Origin of the sequence: Pseudarthrobacter sp. NamB4 (assembly GCF_005796185.1) — a bacterium.
GTDB lineage: Bacteria > Actinomycetota > Actinomycetes > Actinomycetales > Micrococcaceae > Arthrobacter.
Genome location: NZ_VAHM01000010.1, coordinates 123,944 through 147,033, shown reverse-complemented (window position 1 = coordinate 147,033; position 23,090 = coordinate 123,944). Strand labels below are relative to the sequence as shown.

17 protein-coding genes are annotated in these 23,090 nt (G+C 61.2%); 5 read left to right on the top strand and 12 right to left on the bottom strand.

Translation table 11 applies throughout. The features are described 5' to 3' along the window. The first annotated feature begins 2 nt into the window (after positions 1-2). On the top strand, positions 3-2,072 hold the full coding sequence (locus FDW81_RS11495; RefSeq protein ID WP_138134315.1) for a glycosyltransferase: 2,070 nt from the start codon (positions 3-5) through the stop codon (positions 2,070-2,072). Then, positions 2,056-3,804 carry a heparinase II/III family protein gene (locus FDW81_RS11490; RefSeq protein ID WP_370278965.1) on the top strand — a complete coding sequence of 583 codons (1,749 nt, stop codon included), beginning with the start codon at positions 2,056-2,058 and terminating at the stop codon, positions 3,802-3,804. Before FDW81_RS11495 ends, FDW81_RS11490 begins: the two co-directional genes overlap by 17 nt. A gap of 37 nt (positions 3,805-3,841) precedes the next feature. Here the strand turns inward: FDW81_RS11490 and FDW81_RS11485 are convergent, their stop codons facing one another. From FDW81_RS11485 to FDW81_RS11450, 8 genes are all read right to left on the bottom strand, one after another. Next, complete coding sequence (locus tag FDW81_RS11485) at positions 3,842-6,496, bottom strand: glycosyltransferase (protein ID WP_138134313.1); 2,655 nt, start codon at positions 6,494-6,496, stop codon at positions 3,842-3,844. Continuing rightward, positions 6,493-6,801 carry a hypothetical protein gene (locus FDW81_RS11480; RefSeq protein WP_138134312.1) on the bottom strand — a complete coding sequence of 103 codons (309 nt, stop codon included), beginning with the start codon at positions 6,799-6,801 and terminating at the stop codon, positions 6,493-6,495. The genes FDW81_RS11485 and FDW81_RS11480 overlap by 4 nt, the downstream gene beginning before the upstream one ends. A 42-nt stretch (positions 6,802-6,843) precedes the next feature. Next, a complete protein-coding gene (gene wecC, locus FDW81_RS11475) occupies positions 6,844-8,142 on the bottom strand; it encodes a UDP-N-acetyl-D-mannosamine dehydrogenase (RefSeq protein WP_138134311.1) in 1,299 nt (432 codons plus the stop codon). A gap of 15 nt (positions 8,143-8,157) precedes the next feature. Beyond that, on the bottom strand, positions 8,158-10,053 hold the full coding sequence (locus FDW81_RS11470; RefSeq protein ID WP_240720205.1) for a glycosyltransferase: 1,896 nt from the start codon (positions 10,051-10,053) through the stop codon (positions 8,158-8,160). Between the two features lie 13 nt (positions 10,054-10,066). Further along, a complete protein-coding gene (locus tag FDW81_RS11465; protein ID WP_138134309.1) occupies positions 10,067-10,957 on the bottom strand; it encodes an ABC transporter ATP-binding protein in 891 nt (296 codons plus the stop codon). After that, positions 10,944-11,831 (bottom strand): ABC transporter permease, encoded by an 888-nt coding sequence (locus tag FDW81_RS11460; RefSeq protein WP_240720203.1) that lies wholly within the window; start codon positions 11,829-11,831, stop codon positions 10,944-10,946. Before FDW81_RS11460 ends, FDW81_RS11465 begins: the two co-directional genes overlap by 14 nt. Further along, on the bottom strand, positions 11,831-13,468 hold the full coding sequence (locus FDW81_RS11455) for a glycosyltransferase family 4 protein (RefSeq protein WP_240720201.1): 1,638 nt from the start codon (positions 13,466-13,468) through the stop codon (positions 11,831-11,833). The genes FDW81_RS11460 and FDW81_RS11455 overlap by 1 nt, the downstream gene beginning before the upstream one ends. A gap of 140 nt (positions 13,469-13,608) precedes the next feature. Then, positions 13,609-14,724 carry a glycosyltransferase family 4 protein gene (locus tag FDW81_RS11450; protein WP_370278967.1) on the bottom strand — a complete coding sequence of 372 codons (1,116 nt, stop codon included), beginning with the start codon at positions 14,722-14,724 and terminating at the stop codon, positions 13,609-13,611. Positions 14,725-15,810: 1,086 nt separating this feature from the next. Between FDW81_RS11450 and FDW81_RS11445 the strand changes: the two genes are divergently transcribed. Beyond that, entirely contained in the window at positions 15,811-17,496 is a 1,686-nt protein-coding gene (locus tag FDW81_RS11445; RefSeq protein WP_138134306.1) for a hypothetical protein, read from the top strand. 64 nt (positions 17,497-17,560) lie between these two features. Here the strand turns inward: FDW81_RS11445 and galU are convergent, their stop codons facing one another. After that, a complete protein-coding gene (gene galU, locus FDW81_RS11440) occupies positions 17,561-18,451 on the bottom strand; it encodes a UTP--glucose-1-phosphate uridylyltransferase GalU (protein ID WP_138134305.1) in 891 nt (296 codons plus the stop codon). A 568-nt stretch (positions 18,452-19,019) separates the two neighbouring features. Beyond that, the gene (locus tag FDW81_RS11435; RefSeq protein WP_138134304.1) at positions 19,020-19,241 is read right to left on the bottom strand and encodes a hypothetical protein; all 222 of its coding nucleotides are present in this window, start codon (positions 19,239-19,241) and stop codon (positions 19,020-19,022) included. 119 nt (positions 19,242-19,360) lie between these two features. On the opposite strand from FDW81_RS11435, the gene FDW81_RS11430 reads away from it, so the two are divergent. Next, on the top strand, positions 19,361-19,546 hold the full coding sequence (locus FDW81_RS11430) for a hypothetical protein (protein ID WP_138134303.1): 186 nt from the start codon (positions 19,361-19,363) through the stop codon (positions 19,544-19,546). Between the two features lie 10 nt (positions 19,547-19,556). Here the strand turns inward: FDW81_RS11430 and FDW81_RS18120 are convergent, their stop codons facing one another. Next, positions 19,557-20,054, bottom strand: coding sequence for a hypothetical protein (locus FDW81_RS18120; protein ID WP_171027185.1), 498 nt, complete (start codon positions 20,052-20,054; stop codon positions 19,557-19,559). After that, the gene (locus FDW81_RS11420) at positions 20,051-21,346 is read right to left on the bottom strand and encodes a serine/threonine-protein kinase (RefSeq protein WP_240720199.1); all 1,296 of its coding nucleotides are present in this window, start codon (positions 21,344-21,346) and stop codon (positions 20,051-20,053) included. Before FDW81_RS11420 ends, FDW81_RS18120 begins: the two co-directional genes overlap by 4 nt. A 203-nt stretch (positions 21,347-21,549) precedes the next feature. Here FDW81_RS11420 and FDW81_RS11415 point away from each other — a divergent pair, with 203 nt between their 5' ends. Next, the gene (locus FDW81_RS11415; RefSeq protein ID WP_171027184.1) at positions 21,550-23,082 is read left to right on the top strand and encodes an ABC transporter substrate-binding protein; all 1,533 of its coding nucleotides are present in this window, start codon (positions 21,550-21,552) and stop codon (positions 23,080-23,082) included. Positions 23,083-23,090: the final 8 nt, after the last annotated feature.

The following is a 23,090-nucleotide window of genomic DNA, read 5'->3' as shown; positions in this document are numbered from 1 at the left end:
TCGTGCGCATTAGCAAAAAGTTCAGCTCCGACAAAGCCATTGCAGGTTTCGGATTTTTAGGGGCTGCCCTGATGTTCCCGGGGGCGGCACTGGCTTTTGGATCCCAGGCCTTTGCCGGAAAACCCGTTGCCACCGTGGTGCTGTTGCTTGTCGGTGCAGCCGCATTTGTGATTGCAGGCGCCGGCCTGTTGTTCCGGGCGAAAGAAAACCGGCGCCACCAACGGGAATCCCAGGCTTCAATCAAGAAGTACCTCCTGGCAATCCAGCGCCAACTGGGTGAAATCAAGGACAGCAGAGCCGCTGGGCCTGAGGTTGCGAAGGGCGGCGGTTCCGGCCCGCTGGCATTGAGGCAGGAAGCAGTGGCGCAGCACGAGGGGGCTTCGATAGAGATTATCAAGAGGATCAATGACCTGGAGGCAGCCTATAGCGAAAGGCTCCAGGCTGCAGAAAACCGTTCGCTGGCGCGCCATTTTGCCCTGGTCGCTGCCGAGGGTAAATCCTGGGATATCTTCTCCACCCCTGAGACCAAGATGCTGGCGGAAACGCAATACAGTTCCGCGCCCCTTGCCGTCTACGAAATGCTGGAAGTGCAGGACTGCTTTTCCGATATCACCACCGCGGCCCTCCGCGGACTGGCTACCGAGCTGCGCAAATTGGGATATACAACAAAAAGCCAGCATGTTCTCAAGGTTGTCCTGGAACGTACCCCAAACGAAAAGCTGACCGCAGCCATCGCTCTCCGGGAAGAAGAAGTCAAGGTCTTCTCCGGTGCGTTCAAACCACAGGTGCAAGGCCTGCTGCAGCCCTTCGAAGCAAAACCGAACTGCGTCCTCCATGTGGTGGGCAAGGTGCTGCCAACCACACAGTCGGGCTACACCCTGCGCACGCACTACACCGCTCTGGCCCAGATCCAGACAGGCCTGGAAGTCCACGTCTGCAATCAAGTAGGCGACGTCGCAAGCCCGCAGGCCTACGAGAGGGTGGAGCTCGGGGGCGTCACCTATCACCTCCCTGCCGGTCCCGCACGCCTCAGCACTTCCCTCACCCAGTGGCTTAGTGCGAACGTTGAGGAACTGGCACAGGTCGTCGCAGAGGTTCGTCCAAGCGTCCTCCACGCCCATTCCGACTTCTTCAATGCTCTATCAGCAAGGGCTGTGGGGGACTTTTTCGGAATACCTGTTATTTATGAGTCCCGCGGGTTCTGGGAGGAGTCCTGGCTTTCGCGGATGGCCCAAACGAACGGCATTAAGGACATCGACGCGTTCAGCGCACGGTGGGGCGTTCCCGACACCTACGCATGGCGCCGGGAACTGGAGCATGCGAGCCGGATGGCTGCTGACCACGTTTTCACTCTCGCGGAAGTGATGAAACGCCGCATCACAGGGGAAGGGTGCCCGCCCGAGAAGATTTCGGTGGTGCCCAATGCAGTCAGCGGAGACCAGTTCCCGGTCCAGTCCCGCAATCCGGAATTGGCCAGCAGCCTCGGGATCGAAGACGGCGAAATCGTCATCGGATACATCTCATCGCTGCTTGAGTATGAAGGCGTGCCCGTCCTGCTGGAAGCGTTCAGCAAGCTCCGTCAGCGCCTGGACATCCCGGTGAAGATTCTCATAGTAGGTGACGGTCCGGTTCTTGGCTCCCTCAAAGCCACCGCTGAATCCCTTGGTCTGACAGATGCTATTTTCACCGGACGTGTGGCCCACGAGCAGATACTCAGCTACTACGGCCTCATCGATCTGTTTGTTGTTCCCCGCACCACCGCAGCGGTCTGCCAGCTGGTCACGCCACTGAAGCCTTTCGAGGCTTTTGCTACCGGCCGTTCCGTGGTGATGTCAGACGTGGATGCGCTCAAGGAAATCGCGGAAGCAAGTGGCTCGGCAGCACTTTTCACGGCTGGCAGCAGCACTTCCCTTGCTGATGTACTCATTGAGCTCGTGGGCGATCCCGAGGCCAGGAAGAGAATGGCAGATTCAGGAGCGGCCTGGGTTAGGCAGAGCCGGTCCTGGGAGGCAAACGCAGACACGTATAACGTGCAGTATAAGAGTCTGGCACTGGATGCAATCCCAACGTGATGCCGTCTTCGGCAAGCTGTCGGCTGAAGATGTCCCGGCCCTCATTAATTGGCTGAGGTCTAACCAGCGCTCTGATCTCTCTGGCGGAGCGTGGTTTGACACCCCCACGAAGGATGCTGCGCTGGATATCATGGCCAGCGGTTGGAGGGCTGGCCCCGACCGTGAGCGGGTTGATTTATCAATGCCCGTTGCGTGGGACGCCCTGTGCACCACAGATCGAAGCTGGGGCTCACAGCTCCATTCGTGGAAGTTCATGGACAAGCCCCTGCAGGAGTTTGTTGGAACACAGGATTTACAGTTTCTTGAGTGGTGCATTGAGCGAGCCGTGTCCTGGTCGGAACGGTACACCGAGCAAACTACCGACAACGACATTGTCTGGTACAACATGGCGCTGGGGCAGCGTGCATTGCGCTTGGCTTCCCTGATCCACCTGGCAGCTCACAACGGCATATCCTGTGACAACCTGGCTGTGCTGGTGCGGGCGGCCAACAGGCACGGCCGGAGACTGCTTTCGGACAAATCCTTCAATCCACGAACCAACCATGGGTACTTCGTGGCGATCGGCCAGACGGTGCTGGGGACAGCCCTCGAATTCCTGCCTGCTATGCGGCAGGTGGCGGAACTGGGCCGTGAGCGTCTTACCCTTATGGCCTCCACGCAGTTCCTGGCCGACGGGGGCCACAGCGAACATTCCCCGGAGTATCACAGGATGCTGATGCGCTCCTTCGAACTCGCTGTGGACAATGGCCTGATTGTTGAACCGGAAATTACGGGGCGCCTGAAAAAAGCAGCTGATCTTCTGGGGTGGATGATTCAGCCGAACGGGTCCTTGGTTCCGTTCGGCGACACTCCCTATGTCAACATGACCGATGGCAGCCACCTCCCTACCGCAAGCCCCGGCACGAACTTCCTCATGTCTGAAGGAAGGACCGGGCAGCCCCTTGGTGACCGCCTTGCCGTCTTCCCCGAGTCCGGTTACGCATTTGTCCGCTCACCTCAGCCAAAGACGGATCAGGCCCATTCGGGTTCCTCCTATCTCGCATTCCTGGCGGCCTTTCATGGGCGGGCGCACAAGCACGCTGACGACCTCCACTTCACGTGGTTCGACCTTGGCCTCGAAATCCTGGTGGACGGTGGCCGGTACGGGTACGGGCCCCTCCTTCCCCTGGATTCACCGTTACGGGCCCAGGGCTTTTACTACGCGGACAGATTCCGCCAGTACGTTGAGTCCACCATGGCCCACAACACGGTTAGCGCAGACGGCCGTGACCACGATCGTAGGCGTGATCCCACTGGTTCGGGGCTAGGTAGTTGTAATGAAAGCGACGGCGTGTTCACACTTCGCGGATCCGCCCACCATGCGGGCTGGTCCCATTACCGGACGATCAGGTTTGCACCTGGCCAGGGAATCCGCGTCACGGATGATGTGCAGTCCACGGACGCGGTGAAACGCGACTTTTGCCTGTGGTTCAACCTCAACGGCCGGCTGGATCTCATTGACCACGGAGATGGAAGGGCCGCTTGGACATGTCCTGGGTCTGCTTGGGAACTCGAGCTGCGGGAGCATACGCAGGCGGCACTGGTGCCGCCTGTCCGGGCTGCCGAGAGTCCCTTGAGGGGATGGAGATCGGTGACGGATGGAACCCGCGAAGGGGCCTGGTCGGTAGGACTTGAATTGGAGCGTACCCGCCACCACGTTTTCCAGACGACTCTTTCCATCCGGACTCCCTGACGGGGCGCCTGGAACTTTATCTCCGCTCCTACTGCCTTTAGTGGCCCTTCAAAACAGCTGCCACCTCGGCATCTTCCCACGTAATTGGTTCGTAGAACGCTGCGAGCTGGTGCAGGATGCTGACAGCCTCGGGGTAGTCCTGCGGCTCAACCAGTTTCAGTTTCGGTAGATACCAATACTTCATGAAGGACTGCGCGCGGGTTTTTTTGTACTCCTCGATCTGGCCAATTCCGCGCAGCCACCCTGCCCGGGCAGCCTCCAGGGGAAGATATTTGCGGAAGAAGTCCGGACCTACCGTATTCACTACCGAACCCTGCACGGATCCGTAGTAGATGTGGACGGGTTGGTAAAGGACGTCGATCCGCCTGGCCTTGTGGACCAGTTGCTGGAAGAAGAAGGAATCCTGGCCCAGCGCACCCACAGGCTGTTCGAGCCCCAGGCTCTTCAGCCATTCCGCGTTGATCACCATGGCTTGGATACTCATCGGATAAAACGCGAGCCGCTGGAGGATGTCCGGGTACGGAACCACTTTTCGTCCCTCGTGGTCCTGGAGGTGGCGTGCCAAAATCCGCGCGTTCTCGAGATGTTTTGCGGTCTCCGCGTACATCAGCATGTCGCCGAGTGCAAAATCCAGGGAATTTTTGGTGCACAACTCCACCAGTTTGGCGTAACCATCCTCGACTGCTTCGTTGTCCGGATCCAAATACGTGATCCAGGGTGCTGTTGCCAGTTCCAGGCCCTTATTCCGCGCTCTTGAAGCACTGCCTGAGCCGCCGACCTCAAAACGGTAAAGACGAACCTGACGATGGCGGAGGGCTATCTCCTCCAATATTTGCCGGGTCCGGAGATCGCTCGAGCCATCATCAACGAGCAGTATCTCCATACGGTCAAAGATCGATGACCGGGACAGCGACCGTATGCACTTGTTCAGGAGGTGCGGGCCGTTGTTGTAGACGGGAATGATGACTGAGAGAAGGAACTCCTGTCCCTTTTCCGTGCCCGTCCCTATGACGCCGATGGTCTCCTGACGTCTGCGTACCCCCAGGCGGTCCATGGCGTAGCCAGAGCCTTCCACACGCTGGCCCAGCAAATACTTGTCACCGGCTTCAGACGCCACCCAGACAGCACCCACTGCCAGCTCCGGCATGCTCGCCGAGGCTTCATGTTCGGGCACATCACTCGTTCCGGCTCCGTTTGGAGACGACTTCATCACAAAGTCGACATCTGCATACTTGAAGCCGTTGACCAGGTCTTCGAAGTGGGTTGCCGCGTAGCTGTATCGGTCCGACAGCGGAACAGCGATATCGAACTCGCCGCGCCGGCGCTGCAGTTCTGCGGGGGTGATTACAGCAACGCCTTCAAGCGTCTGGTTCTCTGCCACCTGTGCCGCACCGTGGGTTGCACCCTCGCTGACGGCGCATACGCGGGGCGGCCCGCTGGTCGCCGCCACCCCCACCGCCCTGAGGATCTCCGCCATGCGGTCATGCGCCAGATGTTCGGAATAAGCCCGCCGCAGTCCCTCCATCTGAACCTCGTAAAGTTCGACTCCGGACATCCGGTCGAGTGCCGCGCATACATCGGCGCTGGTCTCCGCCGTCAGGACAGCAGGAAACCTGTTGTTGATCCCGGCGTTGTAGTTCGATATGACCATTGAGCCCATGGCCTGTAATTCGACCACCCGGTTGGCGTACATGGATGGACTCGAAATCACAGAATTCAGGTTTATGTTGAAGTCGGATATCCGCTGGAGCTTCAGGAGAAGGTCATGCTCGACCGCCGGTGCCACGTGCCCCGTGTACTCATCAGGAAAGAAGTAACGGCTGTTCTCCAGGTCCCAGTTCCGGTCAAGAATGATGAGATTTCTCGAGGACGCGACTACCCCTTCGAATATTTTTCGCGCCCCTGATCTCCGTTCCGGATACTTGTGGGCATGCCAGGAGCCGGCGAAAAGAACATCCGGGAGTCGGTGCTGTCTGGAATAGACCGGCGAATGGTGGAGCGGGTTAATCCCAAAGCTTAGGACACCGACCGAAAGAGCCTGTGTACAGTCGCGCCGGTAGTTGTCAACAACCTCGGCAGCGCTGGTGAAAATGAAGTCCGCCGCTTGCGCGATGGCCAGGAACTCCTGGTAGTTAGGCGGGTCTTCTTTGGAGTAGAACACTATGGGAATGTTTTTGGCGCGAAAGTGCGGCAGCACTTGTCCCAGGAGGAACCCGCGTTTCTTGGATTCCGGGGTAGCGAGTCCGGACCATTCGTTATCCAGGCCCCGCCAAGTGCTGGCCACAACCAGAACCTCGACGTTTTCGGCAGCGTCCACGTAGTTATCCGGCGTGACGTAAGTGAGTGCAGCCGTGGAGTCCACGCTTTTGTAAAAGAACTCGTCCGCAATCATGCCCACCTTTGCTGGATGCGGGCGAAGGGCTCGGGAGCCCAGTGTCTGCGGGAGACTGTCCAGCATCGGCCGCAGGTGCTCCACGTAATCCCGGACCGGCGATGTGTTCCGCCGCATCAAATATTCCTGCGGGTTCCGTGACGGGAGTTCGGGTTTACCCGCGAGCACGGAGTTCAGGTAATGGGAGGAGACGTAGTAGTGCTGCCTGGACTCCAAGGTCTGTTCAGCGTACTGCAACTCCTCAAGGCGTCTTTTGGCCAGGGAGGATTCCTGGTGTTGGCCACCCGCTCCAGGCATCATGCCTTCCTCTGTCCCCTGCGCAGCCGCCAATACCGCAGCTGCAAGGAACCCAGCCGGGACCGGGACAAGGCAGTCAGTTTCCGTTCAGTTTGGTCCAGCTTCTTCCGGTGCGTTTCCAGCTGTGTGCGGGCATCATGCAATTCGTCGATAAGGCGTTTCTTGTCGGCTACCGCAAAGGAGGCTTCTAATTCCGCATAGGCCGCTTGCAATTCGGCCTGCAGTCTGTTGATCTCCGCGTTATGGGCAAGGGCTGCCCGGGTGATGCCTTGCTGCACCAACTCCATATCGATACTCTCGGGGATCACTGTGTAGTTGCCTTTATTTCCCTGCGGTAGCCGACATTAGATTTAAAGTGCCGCTGCAGCAGCGGCGATGGCAAGGTCCCGTTCGACGTCGGCACGCCAAATGCCACGCGAGTCGATGACCGTTTTGCCCGCGACGGCGGCCGGCGGCACGTTCTTGAACTCGTCGTGGTCCACCAGCACAACAATGACGTCTGCCTGCGCAATTGCAGCATCTGTTTCTGCCAGCTCGACGTTTGACCGGTCTTGGAGGGCTTCTGGCAGTGCCTTCACATGCGGTTCGACAACAAGAAGCCTGGCGTCGGTGAGCTGATCTGAAAGCGCAGCGGTAATCCCGATGGACGGGGACTCGCGCAGATCGTCAATGTTCGCTTTGAAGGCCAGGCCCAGGGTCGCGATGACTGGCTGGGTTTCGAGGGCTTCCGCAGCCTCCCGGACTTTTGCAACAACCCATTCAGGCTTTGCATCATTGACCTCACGGGCGGTGCGGATCAGGTGTGACGTCTCGGGAGCGGCTGCCACGATAAACCACGGATCAACAGCGATGCAGTGCCCGCCGACGCCGGGCCCCGGCTGAAGGATGTTCACGCGCGGATGGTGGTTGGCCAGGCGAATAAGTTCCCATACGTCGATGCCGAGCTTGTCGCTGATGACGGAGAGTTCGTTGGCGAAGGCGATGTTGACGTCGCGGTAAGAGTTCTCCACGAGCTTCGCCATTTCGGCAGTGACGTCGTCAGTGACCAGGATTTCACCCTGACAAAATACCGCGTAGAGGTCCTTGGCCAACTTGGCAGCCTCGGCGGTAATGCCTCCGACAATCCGGTCGTTGGTCACCAGTTCGATCATGACCCGGCCGGGCAGCACGCGCTCTGGGCAGTGAGCAAAGTGAACCACGGGTGCACCATCTGCGCCGTCAAGGGACAGGTCCGGACGCAGCCCCAGGATGTACTCGGCCATGTGCCTGGTTGCCCGGGGCGGGGAGGTCGATTCGAGGATTACCAGTTCACCGCCCTTCAGGCGCGGCGCGATCCCCCGGGCTGCCGCCTCAATGTAGCTGAGGTCAGCCGAGCGATCCTCCCGGAAAGGGGTGGGAACGGCCACGATATAGGCCTGCGCTTCAGGCGTGCTTGTGGTGGCACTGAGGTGCCCTTGGCTGACGGCGCCGGCAACATGCACTCCCAGGTCCGGTTCCACAAAGGGCACCTCGCCACGGTTAACGGAGTCCACCGTGTTTTGGTTGACGTCCACGCCAATAACGTTGATGCCATTAGTGGCAAGAATGGCTGCCGTGGGCAGGCCGATGTAGCCGAGGCCCACAACGGCGACGGTTTTGATATTTGTCATTTTTCCCCTTGTTGTTTAAAGTGTGACGTGTTTTGTGGGATCCCCGAAGAACCTGATTTCTCCAGACGCGGCCAGCTCTTCCTCTGACACGTCCCAGGTATGACCTTTGGAACTGCGCATCTGGCAGAAGTTGTACCTGTCGGCTGAGTAGATGGTGCCGCCCGCCGTCGTCACTGCCTTGAGGAAGGCCGTGTCTTCGCCACGGTTCAGTGCCTCAAATGGGTGGGCCTCAAAGACTTCCCGCCTCGCTGTGATAGTGGGACCCATGACAGTCCGGCTGAAGGTGTGTTCCAGATGCTGCATGCGCAGCACGTTTGCCCCATTCGACGAGAAGTGCATGTAGTGCGCAAGTTTCCCCACCACATCTGCCTTTGAGAACTGCAATGCATGAAGCAGATCGGCAAGGTAATTGGGACCGTAATAGTCGTCGTCGTCCATCTTGCTAAGGACGTCCCCGGTGGCAGCAGCGACGCATCTGTTGAGGCACTCCCCCAGGGAAAGTTCCCGGGGTGCGGTCAGGACCTGGTAACGCCCAACGCCATACTGGTGGGCCAAGGCATGTACCTGTACATCGTCCGCCTCAAAGCCGTGCGTCAGGAGCACCAGTTCGGCCTCCACCCCAACCTGACTTCCCACTGCGGCGAAGACCTGCTCCAGCTTATGTGGCCGGACAGTGGACACCAGCGCACTTACTGACGGCAGGGCAACTGCCTCACTGCGCTGGGGCAACACGCTTGCGACAACTGCCTCAGCCCGATGGGCGTAGGTGTTCTCCTTCCAGATGCGCCGTTGCCCCTTGTGAACCACGCGGTCGTTCAATTCGGGACTCCGGGCGAGCATCCGGATCTGGTGTTCGCCTTGCTCCTCTGTGGTGGCGACCATTACTTCGTCCGGTTCGAAGAAGCAGCGGATGGCGGCGCTGGGAGCCGAGACTACGGGAGTTCCGGAGGCAGTGATCTCGAAGATCCTCCGCGCGCACATGCTGGGTGAGCCGACCACCGAATTGACATTGAGGAACACTTTGTACATCCGGTACGCCGTGAGCATTTGCGCATAGTCCAGGGTCCCCACTACGTTCTCGCTGAAAGGCACGGGGAACTGGTAGTTCGAATCCCCGCCGAGTTGCCGGGAAAAGATTTCCAACTCCAAGCCACTGTGTGCGGTGGCGCTCCTGGCCGCGGTCAGCAGCATGTCCATCTGCTGGCGACGCTCCGGATACTTGTGCGCGAAGTACATCCCGGCAAAGGCGACCCCACGGGAATGCCGGTCGGCGCTGCTCCTGATTGGATTGTGGAGGGCCGGCTGCGCGGCGAATGGCAAGGTAGAGACGCGGTGGTGCCCCAAGTCCCTTAAATAAGAAGGTATGCGGTCGGAGTCGCTGGTGAAGACGACGTCGAACTGCCGCGCCGCGGGCAGGAAGTCATCATAGTGCGGCGGGTCTTCCTTATTCCAGAAGACCGTGGGGATGGAGTGCTCACGGCACCAGTCCAGAAGGGCGAGGAACTCCGGTTTGGGTCCCGTTGTGCCCGCCAGCTGGTACTTCCAGGAACCTGCGTTGCCGTTCCAGGCGGACTCCACAAACAGAAAATCGATCTTGGTCTCAGTCAGTTGTTGCAGCCATGAGTCCTTGCGGAGGGGTAGGAGATTCCACTCAAAGGAGAAAGCTGAGGAAGAGAACTCGTCCAATATGACGCCGACGCTGAGATCGCCCCGCCGCGGAGCCCGGTCGGGAACCCTGTACGGGGCAAACGACAGCTGCTGGTTGTAATCCCGGTGCCCCTTGCCGGAAGCCGTCCTGATGACGGCGCTTCGGCGGCCAGGGCCTTCTATTTTCCGTCGCCGTATCCACTCTTTGACCTGGGCCGGGCCACCGTGGCGCAAGTGCCACAGGGCTGTGCGGACGTCCGTCATGACAGCAGCCATCTCAGCGCCGCTCTGTCCGACGGCCAGTGGTTCGTTCCAGAACCTGCGTGGCTACAAGATTGGCCCGGGCGTCGTCCTTGATCCTCGTGGCGCTGATGTTGTTCCCCTTGGACAGATGCGCTGAAAAATCCCGGTACAGTTCCGTGGTCTCCTCGGGGCTCCCGTCCATGATCAATTCGCCCTTGTCCAGCCAAATCACGCGGCTGCACATGTCCCGGATGGTATCCAGGCTGTGGCTCACGATGAACACGCACCCAGCCTGGGCCCGAAGCTCATCCATCCGGGCCTTGCTACGGCTGCTGAACTGGGCGTCGCCAGTGTTCAGGGCCTCGTCCACCAGGAGTATTTCCGGGTTGACTGCAGCGGCGATAGCGAAGCGAAGCCGCGATGCCATGCCCGAGGAGTAGGACTTCATGGGGAGGTAGATAGCGGAATCCAGTCCTGAAAGCTCAACAATGCTGTCAAACTGCTCATCAATTTGCTCCATGCTCATGCCCATCGCAAGGCAGCCCAGGACCACGTTTTGGTCTCCCGAGAGCTCCGGGACAAGTGCCGCGTTGACGCCGAGCAGGATGGGCGTGCTGGAGGCATAAACACCGCCCTCAGTTGGTGCCACCTGCCCGCTGATGAGCTTCATCATGGTGCTCTTCCCGGACCCATTGCGACCAATGATTCCTACCGACTCGCCGCGCTCCACCACCAGGGACATCTCTTTCAGGGCGCTCACGGTCACACGGTTGGACCGTCCAAGGACATTCCGGAGGACACCCTTCATCCCCTGCGTAGAGCCGGATCTGTCGTTCGAGGATTCGACCTTGTAGGTCATTGCGACTTTGTCGATCACGACGCAGGGGGGACCATCGAGGAAAAGCGTCTCGTCAATCCCGACCATACGTCTCTTCCCCCTTCCAGAAGAAGAAAAAGCCTACGAGAAGGGCAGCCAGGGCGACACAGGCCAGGCTTGCCCATGATTCCCACGCCGGGAGGGTGTCATACAGCACGCAACTCCGCACGATATCAATGACGTTAAACAGTGGATTCAGTGTCATTACCTCAAGGAGTGTGGGGTCACTGATGAAACGGTCGTAAGAATAGAAGACCGCCGAGGCGTACATCCACGCGCGAAGGACAAACGGCAGCAGATGCGTCACATCGTGGACCCGAGCTATGACCCTGGCCAGGATCATGCCGATGCCAAGGTTGAACAGCCCTTGCAGAAGAACTGCTGGAATAACCAGCAACCAAAGCCACGAGATGGTCTCGGCCGGAGGGAACACGACGATGATCAGCAGCATCCCGAGGACCAACGGCACCGCTGACAGCAGTTCCCGGATATTTGCGCCGAGTGGAAGCGCAGCACGCGGAAAATTGAACGCTTGAACCACGGCTTTGCCGTTACGAATTGAGCGGGCACCTGCAGTGATTGCACCTGAGCTGAACTGGTACAGGAAGATGCCGACCACGAGGTACCCAACAAAGTTGTCGATACCCCTGCTGGTCTGCAGCAAGACCCCAAAAATGAGGTAATACGTCAGCCCGTTGAAAATTGGGTTGAGCAGCAGCCAGGCGCTGCCGAGCCGGTCGCGGCGGGTGCCGCTCTGGACGCGGGCCCGGGCATCGTAAAAAATGAACTGCCGGAAGTCCCAGAGCTTGACGAGATAATCAAGAAAATTCGGCCGGGATCCCACGCGGGTCAGTTTCCGCATATCCACCGAGAGCGGCTGGATGCCCGCGGGCTCAGGCAGCTTGGCCTTCTTTGCGGACACTAGTGAGTTCTCCTTGACTGTTCTGTTGCAATGAAGCGGTATGCCTGGACAGTGGCCGCTGCGTTCGCTGCCCAAGTACGGGTGGCGAGCACTCGATCCCGTCCATGCCTTCCCATCGCTTTGCGTAGCGTGGCATCAGCGAGCAGGGAATCCAGGGCTTTCGCCAAAGCGGCTGGGTCCTCTGGAGCCACCAGCAGACCAGTATGGCCGTCTTCAACGATCTCAGACAAGGCAGGAAGCGCGCTTGCAACCACCGGCCGGGCGCTAGCCATTGCTTCCACAGGCTTCAATGGTGTCACAGATCGGGTGACATCCAGATTCTTACGCGGGACGACGAAGATATCCAGTGCCTGATGGTACGCACGGGCGCGACCCGCTGGTACCAACCCCGTAAAGACAACGCGGTCACCAAACCCGCTCCTCCGCGCTTGGTCCTGGAGCGCCGGAAGGGAGACCCCGGATCCGACAATCAGCAGCCGCAGGTGTGGGTTTGTTGGGGCAAGGAATGTGAAAGCCGAGATGAGGTCATCGAGCCCTTCATAGGGCACGAGGCTGCTGACCGTTCCAATGATCTGAACGTCCTGTTCCAATCCCAGCAGAGTCCGGGCTTCGCTGACCTCCGGGGGCCTAACCAGATACTCCCCGCCCACGGCGTTGGGAGCAATGACAATTTTCGCCTCCGGAACACCGGCAGCCACGATGTTGTCCTTCATGGCCTGACCGAGCGTGATGACCAGGTCAGCCGACCTCATGATTCCAGCTTCGCGCTCCCGGAACAGCTTGTAACGTTCGCTCTCCTTGGCCTCCGGGCCCCTCGTGGACGCCCACGTATCGGCCAACTGCCCACGGACCTCATAAACCCAAGGAATTCCCAGCGCATCGGCCACAGCCTTGGCGACAAGACCGTTGATGAAGTGGGTTGTTGTATGGATAACGCTGGGCCGGAACTCCAGTGCTAACCGCAGTGTCTCTTCTGCCTGCTGCTGAAGACGGCCCGCGGGATTGGCGGCAAGGCTCGCGGGAAGCAACCTTCGGTACCGGACTCCATCAACTGAGTCTTCCTGCCGGGCGCCCAGTTTTCCAACCAGCAAGGGGTAGCCAATGCGTGTGACCGCCAGGGTTTCCCAGCCTGCATCCTGCTGAGCCAACAAGACTGAGTGGGACCTTTCGGCGTAACCGCTCCGGGTATGGGGAAGGGAGTTGGTGAGCAAGTGCAGCACCCGGTCGGGAACCGGCTCCATCGGTGCATGCGGGAGGGTGGGTGCCCAGCCGCTAAGCAATGCCTGTTCCGACTTCAGACGCGCGCGTTGTCCTTTTTGTCTGGTCGCCGAGCCCGGTGCTCCTTCGAGCACGTCGGTCGCTTCTGTGACTGCGCCGGAGTACCAGAAACGGCGGGCGAGTGCAGCAGCATGCCCCGTGGATCCGGAGGAGAGAGCGAGGAATTTGTCTGCATATGCAGGCTCGTTGGCGGCGAGGGCGATTTCGGCCAGCTTCACAGCCACGCGCGGGGACTTATTCCGCTCCAGAGCCAACTGCAAGCGCCGCTTCACTCCGGCGAGGTTACCGCTCAGCATCTCGGCCACCACGACAGGTGTGGACGTGGCTCCGGCAGGGGCGGCAGTTAGGACTAGGCGCACAGCCGGTGTTACGACGCCAGCCGGCAATCTCCGGGAAACTTGGAGAAGAAATTGGAAGGGGTCATCCCCTAGGTTGTCAGCAACGGCCTGGCATGTAAGGCGTAGATTCCGGAACAGCAAGGTCATATCGACAGGCTGTTTCATGAAACAAGATCCCGGATAAGGTCCATATAACGCCGGGAAAGGACGCCGTAGTCCGCGTGGTTCTGTACCCAGGAACGGCTGGTTCCGGTCCGTACAAGGCGTCTCCTGTCTTCCGCCAGTTCGAACCACAGAGCAGCCAAAGAGTGAGGATTGTTTGGCACTATGTCGCCAGCGTCTGCCTCCGCTACCACTCGGGCTGCTTCACCCAGAACCATGGCGGTCATGTGCCGTCCGAGAGCGAGGACCTCGTACGTTTTGGACGGAATTGTGGTCTCAAAGGACTTCCAGTCATCCCTAAGGGACACGATGCAGGTGTCCGCGGAAGCGTACCGATCCAGAACATCCTGTCCATGCAGGGAGGAGTGGAAGGTAACGGGGGCAGCGAGTTCGCGTGCCAGCTTCTGCAGCGCTGGCTTCCGGGATCCGGAGCCCACCATGTGGAGGTGCATCCGGTTGCCCAGCATCGCGCTGGCACGAATGGAGGTTTCCAGTTTCTGGCTCTCACCGTGATTCCCCAAGTACAGCACCTCCAGAACCTCGCGGTTTATCGGAGGTGCAGGCAGCGCTGGCAGGGAGCTCACATGGAGGCCGTTGGAAACGGTCGCGACGTTCAAAATACCCCTGCGGCGGAGCACGTCGGCGAATCCATCAGTAACCGTTACCACGAGGTCGGCACGGCGTTGCACGAAGTCCGCGACAATCTCAAATCCGCTCTTGACACTTCCCTGTACCAATCGAGCATCGCGGGCCAAGTCAGGCCACGCATCCCGCATTTCCAGCACGAGCGGCACCCCGCGCAGGCGGGCAAGCGCATAGCCAGCAGCCAGCATGGGAAGACTCGGCACGGTGACGACAACCACATCAGGTCTTCGGGTAAACATCCCCACGGGGACCGTCCACAACGCGGAGAAGCATTGATCCAGGAGCCGCCAGACATGCCCTCTTCCGTGCGGCAGGAACGGCACACGGTAAATGGTTTCGCCGTGCGGCCCTGCCTGAGAACGAAAGGCCTTCCCCGCCTTGCCCGCAAAGGACTTGCGGTTACCCGCAGGCGAATGAGCGACGGGAGCCACCACGTCGACTTCCCAGCTTTGCTTACGGAACTCCCCCACGAATGCACTCCACCTGCGCTGCGGCGGGCTGGTCTCCGGCCAGTAGGAATGGGTCAGAAGCAAAACCCTTATTTTTTGGCGCAACTCGTCAGAACGACCTTCAGTACTCAATTCGGCTCGCGGTTACTTAGCGGGTCTGGACGGAGTCCGCAGACCCTTGGAACCGAGGGCCCTGAAGTACAAGATGCCGGCACCTATGAGTATGGCAACAGTTAGTATCTGAACTCCGAGGGGACTTCCGGCGGCTGCCGAGACCACCTGCTCCACGGGGCTGGAGTTGACTTGCTGCAACGGGGCGCTTGACGCAGATGAGGATGACGAGGGGCTTGGCGAGGCGACAACTGCTGCCGAACTTTCCGGCTCACTCGTGGACAAGGCAGGCTCGGATGCAGGAGTAGAGAGTTCCGCTGCCTGTACTGGCGACGGAAGTACGTCCGCTCCGGGCGCCACTGCCGGCGTAGTGGCGGCCGGAACCCCCGGCATGACCACTGCGGAAGCAGGAGGGGCAGGCGGAGCAACAGGTTCTGCAGGGACCTCGCTGGGCGGTTCGGGTGGCAGAACCACCTCCTCCACAGGCGGCGGAACGACAGGATCCGGAAGCGGCTCAACAGGACCGAAGGTAGGGAGGCCCGGCTCAGGTGCAGGGTCGGTGCTGGGAGGGGCAGTAACGGCCGGTTCGGAAGCAGGGGAACCATCGTCGGCTTTAGCCGCCTGTACCGGGCCCAGCAACGTGAGCAAAGCCAAAAGCCCACACATTACGCCACTGGAAAGCCAGCGGATCAATGCTTGTTTGCTCACGATGTTCGCGCCCCCCACGGCTCGGTTGGTCCCCCGGCAAAGCGTTGACAGTGCCTCAGAATCAAAATGATGAGAATCTGAGGCAAGCCGAGTCAAGTTGAAGTTTCGTCCCCAGCATACTCGACTTCCCTCATCCTTCAGGTTCCGCCAGGATCCTTGAACAGCCCCTGCTAAGCACCACCCGGGCGCCGAGCGGATTCAGTCGCGGCAGAAAGGGACATGGGCAATGGAGCCTCGTAGGTTCGCTAAGCTAAGTCCACACCCACCCGTTGACCCTGGAGATTCTTCATGCCCAGCCCTAATCCCGATCTCCCCGATACCCGGCACGAGGATCGGGCGAAGGCGAAGATCGAACGGAAGCCGAGAACCTCCACTGTTAGTCCGCGCGCTGCCTTGACGGCGCTGTTCGGACTGGCACTGATCGTCTCGGGCTGCACACCCTCCACCCCGGAATCCTCCACCGCCCCTTCCTCCGCGGAGCCCACTGCACCGCCCACCCGTTCGCTTCCCCCGGCACCACCTGTTACCTATTACGAACAGTCGGGCCCACCGACGGGATCCCCCCTGAAGAAGGTGGAACCGCTTACTATAGAGGTCACTGACCGGGAGACGGGCACCTCCCTGCCGCAGGGCATGGCTGGCATCTCTCTTGAGGCGACCGACTTGGCGGACCTCCAGCTCAGCAGCCAGAACGCATCCATGGTGAAACTTCTCCGCGAGGTGGACGGGCCCGTGTTGCGTTTCGGCGGAAATGCAGTGGACCGCCGCTTTTTTTGGACATCGACCGGCGAAGCAGCACCGGGTTCATATAAGGGCGATAAGGCTCACCCGGTTCGTGCCGTTGGTCCTGACGACCTCATTCGTGTGAACACGTTGCTGGAAGCCGCCGATGCGCAGGTTGCCCTCACTGTGGATCTGGGCCACTACGAGCCGGACCGTGCTGCCGACATGGTGAAGAATGCTGACGCAATTCTTGGTGATCGGCTGCTCAGCGTCACCATCGGCAATGAGCCCAACGGGTACGGTACGAACGGTCTCCGGCCGAAAGGATACACTCCTGAGGATTACGTCCGGGAGCTGAAGGCCTATGCAAAGGCTATCCATGCCGTGGCCCCTGACGTTCCAATCGCTGGTCCTGGTGCATATAGCCAGGCATGGTGGAAGCCCTTCATTGACGCCGACATACCCCAGAAGAAGATCTTCACCTTCCACAACTATCCTCTGTACAGCTGCGATGGTGCCGTCGATCCGAAGGCATCACCGACCCTGGCCAACCTCATGACCCCGCTGATGCACATACGTGCAGAGGACTATCAAAAGGCTGCTCTTGAGGCGGCACAAGCAGCAGCGCTTGAAACTTGGCTTTCGGAAACCGGGATAGCTGCATGTCCTGGGTCGAACGAAACGTCCCGGACCCACGCCTCCGCCCTCTGGACGGCGGACTACGTCCTCAACGCCGCCAAGCTGGGAATCACCCGGATCGGCTTCCACAGCTCCCTGTTGACATGCACAGGTGGCCCACCTATGTCCATGCTGTGCAGCGGTGGTCCCTACCTGAAGCCAAACGGAGAGTTCGCGGCCCGCGCAAACTTCTTCGGGCTAGCTATGGTGTCGGATCTCGAGGGTGGAAAGTTCCTCGAACTGCAGAGTTCGGGAGGGGGCCTCGTGTACAACTACGCTTTGAAGAGCCCGGACGGAAGTACAACAGTGGTGATCGTGAACCAGAACGACCCGCAAGTCGCGGCGCAAACTGAAGTACAACTTAGGCTTCCGCAGCAGCCCGTAACTGGCACCATGTCTCAGCTGTCCGGTCCCAGCTACGAAGCCGAAGACCAAACGGTTATTGACGGAGCCGATTCCGGCCCCGCCCCCGTGCCGGAACGGCCGACGGTACCCGGCTTCGAATATGGGTCCCAGGATCAGACCATCAAGCTCACGGCAGGCACAGTGACGGTCTTAAACTTCACCTACTAGTTACCCGGCAATGAAATAGGGCCCTTGCAGATCGCGGGGCCCTATTCAATAAGCGGAGCGTCAGTCAGTTCACGAAGCCCTTCATCCAGGTCTTCAGGTCCTCACCGAACTCGACGCGCTCGGAGGCCAGGGTAATAACGGCCTTGAGGTAGCTCAGCTTATCGCCGGTATCAAAACGGCGGCCCTTGAAGACCACGCCATACACGCCGGAGCCTTCACCATCGCCGGCGGCCAGGGTCTGCAGTGCGTCGGTCAGCTGGATCTCGCCGCCGCGGCCCGGCTCGGTGTTCTCCAGGACACCGAAAACCGACGGGTGCAGCACGTAACGGCCGATCATGGCAAGGTTCGATGGCGCCTCCCCCACTGCGGGCTTCTCCACCATGCTGTTGACGCGGACGTAATCCTCGCCGTCGACCGGAGTGATGTCCGCGCAGCCGTAAGCGCTGATCTGGGACGGGTCCACCTCGATCAGTGCGATAACGGAACCGCCAGTCTTCTGCTGAACCCGCATCATGGTGCTCAACAGATCCTCGGCCTCATCAATGAGGTCGTCGCCCAGCAGCACGGCGAAGGGGTCATTCCCGACGTGCTGAGCAGCGCACAGCACCGCATGGCCCAAGCCCTTGGCCTCACCCTGCCTGACGTAGTGGATGGGTCCCAGCTCAGAGGCGTGCTCCACAGACTCAAGCTTGTCCTTATCACCCTTGGCCTCGAGAGCACGCTCCAGGCCCGGTTCGCGGTCGAAGTGGTCCTCGAGGGAGCGCTTGTTCCGCCCCGTAATCATCAACAGGTCCTTGAGGCCGGCGTTGACGGCCTCCTCAACAACGTACTGGATGGCCGGCCGATCTACGACCGGCAGCATTTCCTTCGGCATTGCCTTGGTGGCGGGCAGGAAGCGAGTCCCCAATCCGGCAGCAGGAATGACGGCTTTGGTGATGGCTTTGCCCATAGTCATAGGTTGAACCTTACAAATCAGCGGTGGACAAAGGCAATTCTTCTCCTTGCAGCCGGAGGAGGTCTCCGGTGCGGAGTATAGGCAAAAGGTTCTACCGGGGTCAGGCCCAGCGGTGCGGGACAGCCTTGGCTTGGAGGTAGCCGGGCCGGGAGTCCCTCAGTGGCAGCGCTTCCCATTCCTGTTCCGACCTGGGCTGCCCATTGAACAACGGCGACAGAACGGCCGGGAGGCTGCGGCTTCCGACTAAGTCGCCCTGCCAGGTTCCCCCCGAAGTGTCGATCAGGCGGCAGAGCGACTGCAGCGGCTCCCGGTTCTCCCCCTGCGAGGACGGCTCGGGGATCAGGGCAAGTACTGCGTCGGCGAGGGGGACCGTCTCGAGTACGGTGCCGCGTAGCAACCCTGGACGCGGTCCAGCAGCACTACCGATTACTGTAGGGCCTAGCGGGTCTGGCTGAAGCCCGAGCTAGTGGGATCAGAAGGACCTTCAGCCCTAGAAGGCCATTGTCTTTGGGCGGATCCTCGAAAAAGACTGACCAGCTCATACAAAGTTCCCCAGCCACCCCTCCCCCTATGCCATGAACTCCCACTGGATATGGCCGGCCCACGGCGCAACCGCCACCGAAGCGCCCCCCCGTCGGGCCGTTGCCTGGAGGACAGCGCTTACGCTGCTGGCTGCCGTCGTCGTGCTCCTGCCGGTGGTGCTGCTGCCCCTCATCACGGAGGCACCGCCCCTAGTCTGGCTGCCCCTGCTGCTGGTGGCGCTGGCATCAGCCCGTTTGCACTCATCCATCTGCCCTTCGCCTTCGCCGAGAAGGGCTTCACCGGCACGCCCTGGACCGACGCCGCTCTCTCCTGGGCGGTGCTGTTCCTTTTCGCCCCGCTCTTCCGCCTGCTGATGGGATCGCCTCTGTGGGATCGGGCTACACCGTGCTCATCGCGGGGCTCCTGCACGCCTCCTTCAACGCCTCCGAATCCACGAAGCTTGACGTGTTCGACGGCGAGTGGCAGCGGGTCGCCGCCGTGATCGTCCTGCTGGGGATACTTGCCGCGGCCACCCCGTCACGTACGCTCCGCGCCAGGCCGGCCGCCGCGTAGGTGGCGGCACTCAACCGTTGCCCTTGTCCTCCTCCTTGTCCTTGTCGGACTCCTTTTCCTCCTCCTCTTTCTGCTTCTCGGCTTCCTTCTTTGCCTCTTCCTCCTGCTTCTTCGCTTCCTCTTCCTGCTTCTTTGAGTCTTCTTTTTCCGGTGGAGCAGGCGCCGGGGAATCCTGGGTGGGGGCAGGCTCCGGTGCCGGGGCCATCGCTGCTTCCAGCTCACTCCTGATGCTGCCGATGGCAGCCTCAATCCTGTTCTTTCGCTGCTCCGACATCCGGCCCTGTTCAGCAGCCGCCGCCACCTCCCGGCCCAGCTGGTCGAGCTCTGCCAGCGCCGTCGGGAAGTCCTGTTGGGCGGCGTGCTGCTTTGCCGTGGCCACCCGCTGCTGCAGCTGCGATGCCACACCGCCGTCCAGGTCAGGCTGCCCGGCGCAGGAAGTCAGGACAAGTATGGCAACGACGGCGGCCAGGAAGCCGGTCAGGAGTCTGCGCAATGGGTCGTTGATCATGGGGTGACGCTTTCTTCCAGTTCCTTGAAGTGCTCGCCCAGCTGCCCGGGGATGGTTGGTCCCGGCGTCTCCACCGGGGCGGGGGCCGGCCGCTGGATGGTGGTCAGCAGCACGATTCCCAGCACGACGGCGATCGCGGCTGCCGCTGCCAGGACCAACCACCGGCGTCCACGCACCTGCCCGAACTTTTCCCGCAGGCGCTGGTTGGCCGGCTTTGGTTGCGAGGCCGGTTGCGCCGAGGCCGGGGCGCGGGCGGGTATCTGCGGGGCAGGCTGCCAGAAGGTGGCGTTGGTTGCCTGGCTCTCCTGCAGCGCGGGCAGCCGCTCACCGCACGGCTTCGGCGGCCTGGCGGTGGGCGTCATCCCGGCTGCGTGCGGGTCCAGGACCTTGGTGTCCGCGGGTGCTGCGGGGGCTGCTTCCGTTTCGGGCGCCTCTTCCGCCGGCAATCCCCAGCCGACGCCGGTGCCCAGCGCTGCAGCGACAGTGGCCGCATCAGGCCGGTCCTGCGGGTCCTGTGCTGTCATGCCCGCGAGCAGGGACGTCCACTGCCGGCCCAGGGAATCAGGGATATGGGGACCGCGGGAGAGCCGGGCCACGGCGGCTTCCAGCGGAGGGCCGGGAAACGCCACGGTGCCCGTCAGGGCCTCCAGCAGCACCAGCCCCAGGGAGTAGATGTCCGCCGGCGGCTCCACCTTGTCCCCGCGGGCCTGTTCAGGGCTGAGGTAGGCAGCCGTTCCGGGGACCATGTTCGTGGCGGTGACCCGGACGCCGTCGAGCATCCGTGCGATGCCGAAATCCGCGAGCTTGGGCCGCAGCGGCGCATCAGCCGCGTAGCGGGTCAGGAGGATGTTGGCGGGCTTCACGTCGCGGTGCACCACGCCGCGGTGATGGATGTACCGCAGCGCTTCGGCCAGTTCAGCGCCCAGCCGTGCCGTTTCAGCACCGGTCAGGGGTCCGGCTGCAAGGTGCCGGTGCAGATCTGTTCCCGGAACAAGCTCCATGACCAGGAACGGCACTTCCCGCTGGCCGCGGAGCAGCGTGCCGGTATCGAAGAGCGTGACCAGGCCATGGTGGTTCAGCTGCGCGAGCATCCGGGCCTCTGCCTGCTGCCTGGCCAGTTCCTCGGGGCTGGAGATGTCGTCGCGGAAGATCTTCAGCGCCACGTCCCGGTCCAGGACAAGGTCCTTCCCGCGGTACACGCTCCCCATGCCGCCGTGGCCCAGCACTTCGCCTACCCGGTACCGCTCGCGCAGCACGGTGCCGGCCATACCGGTCTCCCTGTTGTAGGTCACTGCACACCTGCCTTCCCTCGCGACTTACTCTAGCGAGCGGCTGGATAATCCACTGGTGTGCTCGGCGGCCCTAGGTTGTTGCTTTACGAGACCCAAGCCAGACATTTGCTAATGATAATCGGTTGCAACTAGTGTAACGCGTCGGAACCGAACAGCTTGGCAACCAAAGAGGGAGCGGACCCATGCTTGGGCGCAGGATAAGAATGGTGGGGGCGTCAGCTGCCGCGGTATTGATGATGGCCGGATGTGCCGGGCAAAGCCCAGCAAAGAACCAGGGCGTACAGCAGCCATTGAAGGTGGTGGGGCAGTTCGAGCTTCACAGCCTTGACCCGTCTACCAGCGGGGGGTTCTTCACCCGCCTGCAGGTGGCTGAAACCCTGGTTGACGCGGACAACCAGGGGGCACTGCAGCCTGGGCTGGCCACGGCGTGGGAGGCTTCCCCGGATAAGCTCTCCTGGCGCTTCACGCTGCGCGAGGGTGCCGCTTTCCACGACGGGACCGCGGTGACTGCTGATTCCGTCGTCGGCGCACTGGAGACCGCACGGACCAAGGCGGCAAGTCCCCTTGCAGCCGTCCCGGTCAAGTCCATCACGGCCGAGGGCGCGGCAGTTCGCGTGGACCTGACGCAGCCGTACGCCCCGCTGCCCGCCGTCCTCGCCCACACCAGCACACAGATTCTTGCCCCCAGCTCATACGCAGCCGACCGGACAGTCACCGAGATCGTGGGCTCCGGCCCCTACAAGGTGACCCGGCTGGAGCAGCCGGCCACCATCGAACTGGCTGTCTCTGACCAGTGGCAGGACGAAAAGCCGGCGATTGCGGAGGTCCACTACCAGGCGGTGGGAAGGGCCGAAAGCCGTGCACTGATGGCCGAAAGCGGACAGGCCGACGTCACATTCGGAATGGACCCCACCAGCCTGCAGCGGATCAAACAGGCCGGCAAACTGGATATCGCAGCGGTAACTCTCCCCAGGACCATCCTGATGAAGGCCAATGCAGGACACGAGATCCTAAGCGACGCCCGCGTCCGCCAGGCACTGAGCCTGGCCCTGGACCGCGAAGCGATGGCAACAGCGCTGCTTCGAGATCCTGAAATGGCCGCCACCCAGCTGTTCCCGCCCTCGCTGCCGGAGTGGCACCAGGATGATGTCACGCCGCTGAGCCACGATGCGGACGAAGCGAAGAAGCTGTTGGCCGAGGCCGGCTGGGCCCCGGGGACCGACGGGATCCTTGAGCGCGACGGGAAAAAGTTCTCGGTCAGCCTGCGCACCTTCCCTGACCGCCCGGAACTGCCACTGCTGGCCACCGCCATCCAGGCAAAGCTGAAAGACGTGGGAATCGCCCTGGACGTGAAAATCGGCAACTCGAGCGAGATCCCTGCCGGACACCAGGACGGTTCACTGGAACTGGCACTGTACTCCCGGAACTACGCACTTGTGCCTGACGCGCTGGTAACCCTCGCGGACGACTTCAGGCCCGGCGGTGCTGACTACGGCGCCATGGGTTGGAACAATGCAGAGCTGACCTCGACACTGCAGGACATGGCCACCGGCGCCGACACCGGCAACCTGGAGGAGAACCGGCGCGCGGTCACCGACATCCTGCACAGCGAGCTCCCGGTGATCCCCGTCGCGTGGTACCGGCAAAGCGCCGTGGTCAGTGACAGAGTCGAGGGCCTTGTCCTGGATCCCCTTGAGCGCTCCTGGCGTCTGACCGACCTGACCTGGTCGAAGTAGAAGGGGCG

Bases quoted from the DNA above. Each gene is read 5' to 3' on its own strand.
- FDW81_RS11490 (WP_370278965.1), top strand. From the start codon at position 2,056: ATGCAATCCCAACGTGATGCCGTCTTCGGCAAGCTGTCGGCTGAAGAT.
- FDW81_RS11485 (WP_138134313.1), bottom strand. From the start codon at position 6,496: ATGATGCCTGGAGCGGGTGGCCAACACCAGGAATCCTCCCTGGCCAAA.
- wecC (WP_138134311.1), bottom strand. From the start codon at position 8,142: ATGACAAATATCAAAACCGTCGCCGTTGTGGGCCTCGGCTACATCGGC.
- FDW81_RS11470 (WP_240720205.1), bottom strand. From the start codon at position 10,053: ATGACGGACGTCCGCACAGCCCTGTGGCACTTGCGCCACGGTGGCCCG.
- FDW81_RS11465 (WP_138134309.1), bottom strand. From the start codon at position 10,957: ATGGTCGGGATTGACGAGACGCTTTTCCTCGATGGTCCCCCCTGCGTC.
- FDW81_RS11445 (WP_138134306.1), top strand. From the start codon at position 15,811: ATGCCCAGCCCTAATCCCGATCTCCCCGATACCCGGCACGAGGATCGG.
- galU (WP_138134305.1), bottom strand. From the start codon at position 18,451: ATGACTATGGGCAAAGCCATCACCAAAGCCGTCATTCCTGCTGCCGGA.
- FDW81_RS11435 (WP_138134304.1), bottom strand. From the start codon at position 19,241: ATGGATGAGTGCAAACGGGCTGATGCCAGCGCCACCAGCAGCAGGGGC.
- FDW81_RS18120 (WP_171027185.1), bottom strand. From the start codon at position 20,054: ATGATCAACGACCCATTGCGCAGACTCCTGACCGGCTTCCTGGCCGCC.
- FDW81_RS11415 (WP_171027184.1), top strand. From the start codon at position 21,550: ATGGTGGGGGCGTCAGCTGCCGCGGTATTGATGATGGCCGGATGTGCC.